The organism is Algoriphagus sp., assembly GCF_024642405.1.
Lineage (GTDB): Bacteria > Bacteroidota > Bacteroidia > Cytophagales > Cyclobacteriaceae > Algoriphagus.
Genome location: NZ_JAHEBC010000441.1, coordinates 1 through 2,868 on the forward strand (window position 1 = coordinate 1; position 2,868 = coordinate 2,868).

The 2,868-nt window shown below is 40.5% G+C and carries 2 protein-coding genes; both read left to right on the forward strand.

Features of this window, described 5'->3' with window-relative positions:
* Positions 1 to 1,120 (forward strand): C40 family peptidase (locus Q0L68_RS19060; protein WP_296705838.1); only part of this gene is annotated, 1,120 nt, incomplete at its 5' end.
* Positions 1,113 to 2,868, forward strand: a 1,756-nt coding sequence (locus Q0L68_RS19065) for a M28 family peptidase (RefSeq protein WP_296705839.1), incomplete at its 3' end; no start/stop codon positions are given. The genes Q0L68_RS19060 and Q0L68_RS19065, both read left to right, overlap by 8 nt.

The window sequence follows — 2,868 nt, forward strand, 5'->3', positions numbered from 1 at the left end:
TTTATCCTGTCAGGAAAATCGAAATCAGGAAGTCCTAGAGTTGATAGAAAATTACAGAAGCGAAATAGCTCCAGATAAAAGAGTGGCGCTATGGGATATTCAGTTTGAAAATGATTCTCTAAAAGGAGAAACTGATCAAATCGAAGGGCTGGCAAATCTCATAGCAGATTTGAATCAAAAAGAAATCAAGTTTACCAATGCAGTAAAGCAATTGCCAGATTCGGAATTAGAAGATCAGACAAAAGCTTTGGTTACTATTTCTGTTGCCAATATTAGGTCCAATCCTAGACACTCTGCAGAATTAGCGACTCAGGCTTTAATGGGAACTCCCCTCAATGTACTGAAAGAATCAGACGGATGGTTTTTGGTACAAACTCCTGACGGATATCTCTCTTGGGTAGATCGTGCAGGCATCCAATTAATGAGTCCCGAAGAATTGGAGGATTGGCATAGTAAGCCTAAAGTAGTTTATACAGAATTGAATGGACATGTTTGGAAATCACCGGAAGAGGAGGAAATGGTGTCAGACCTAGTTGCTGGAGATATCCTGACGTTAGAAGGTGAAACCGGTATTTATCTTGAAGTTGCTCTACCTGATGGAAGACTTGGCTATATTCCGTCTGGTTCGACTATGCTTTTTGAAGATTGGATTGCGACTCGAAGCACTTCCCCAGAAAAATTAATCTCCACCGCCAAGCAGATGATGGGTGTACCTTATTTATGGGGAGGAACTTCCATTAAAGGTGTAGATTGTAGTGGATTTACTAAAACCATCTATTTCCTCAATGGACAAATCATCCCTAGAGATGCCTCTCAACAGGTAAATGAAGGGGAAGAAATTGATACTGAAAAGAACTGGGAAAAGTTGGAAGTAGGAGATTTACTTTTCTTCGGTGAAAAAGCTACCGAAGAGAAAAAAGAAAGAGTAGTCCATGTAGGCATGTGGATAGGAAATGGAGAATTTATCCATAGCCGCGGACGAGTAAGAATATCAAGTTTTGACCCAAATAGCTCAAATTACGATGAGTATGAACTCAATCGATATCTAAGAACCAAAAGAATCATCAACAAACAATCTGACGGGGTAATCTCCGTTTCCGAATTTTTGACCAATGAGTAAACTAAAATTTAATCTAAAAAAATCCCTGGTATTGGGAACCTTGGCCATGGCTATTTCAGCTCAGGCGCAGGATGGGTTTTTCCAAAGCAATCTTGAAAAACAGAAAACTATTGAAAGCGAATTTCTCAAGGCTGTTGATTTTGAAAGCTTCAAATTACACCTGAAAGAAATTACCAAAAACCCGCACATTGCTGGAACACCCGAAAATGAACTTGTACAACAGTACATGGCTAAAATCATGTCTGATGCTGGTATGGATGTTACTTTATATCCTTATGATGTTTACCTGCCAAATCATCCGGGAGAATCACATCTAGAAATTGTTTCTCCGGTGAAAATGACTCTTTCACAGCAAGAAGCTATTTTGGATGAAGATCCATTTACTTCAGATGATAGATTGTATTTAGGGTTTAATGCATTCTCCGGTTCTGGGGACGTCACCGCAGAAGTAGTTTATGTAAACTATGGAACACGAGAAGACTTTGCGAAGCTAAAAGAAATGGGTATAGACTTAACAGGCAAAGTTGTCATCGCTCGATATGGAGGAAATTTCCGTGGCTATAAAGCCAAGTATGCAGAAGAGGCAGGAGCCATTGGATTAGTAGTTTTTACAGATCCTAAGGACAATGGCTTCACAAAAGGTGATGTGTATCCAGATGGCCCATACTACAACGAAACTACCATTCAAAGAGGGTCTATGTTGACTTTAGACTGGACCGGTGATCCATTAACGCCTAACGAACCTGCTTTGCCTTTGGATGGCCCAGTTAAAGTAGATCGTTTGGATCCTAAAGATGTAGCTTTTCATACGATTCCTGTGACGCCCATTGGATATGGTGCAGCAAAAGAAATTCTATCAAGAATGAAAGGGCAAGCTGTTCCGGAAGCTTGGCAGGGAGGTTTAGATTTTGATTATAAAATCGAAGGTGGCGAAGAACTCAAGGTTCGTGTGATGGTAGACCAGCCGGTAGATTTTATCAGAGCCAATAATGTTGTGGGTACATTCAAAGGTTCCAAATACCCTGATGAGTGGATTATTCTAGGAGCTCATTTTGATGCATGGAGTTTTGGTGCAACAGATCCTAATTCAGGAACAGCCATGTTGCTGACACTATCCCAGGCAATAGGTAAATTGGTAGAAGAAGGAAATGGTCCCGAGAGATCTATCATGATAGGACATTGGGATGCTGAGGAACAAGGAGTGATGGGTTCTACTGAATGGGTAGAGCAAATGAGAGATGAATTGAAGGCAAATGCTGTTGCATATATGAATTTTGACGGAGGAGTAAATGGTAGAAATTTTGGTGCTTCTGCTGCCCCTACTTTGAAAAAGATCATCATGGATGCTGCTAAAGATGTGGCCTATCCTGATTCTTCCAAGACAGTGTATCAGGTATGGGCTGGAAAGAATGAAGAACCAAGAATGGGAAATCTAGGGGGAGGATCAGATCACATTGCATTTTATATGCATGTGGGAGTTCCGAGCTTAGGTGGTGGAACAGGAGGCTTGACTCCTTATCATTCCAACTATGATAATTTCTATTATTACAGCAAGTTTGTTGACCCAAGTTTCAAAATGGGTGGGACAGTTGCGCAGGTATTTGGTCTCGTGGCTTTGAGATTAGCAAATGGAGATGTGATTCCTTATGATGTACCCAGATATGCTCAGGATTTGAAAGGTCATGTGGAAAATACTGTCAAAAATGTACAAACCATAGCTCCTAACTTCAAAGAATTTGATAAGGTAA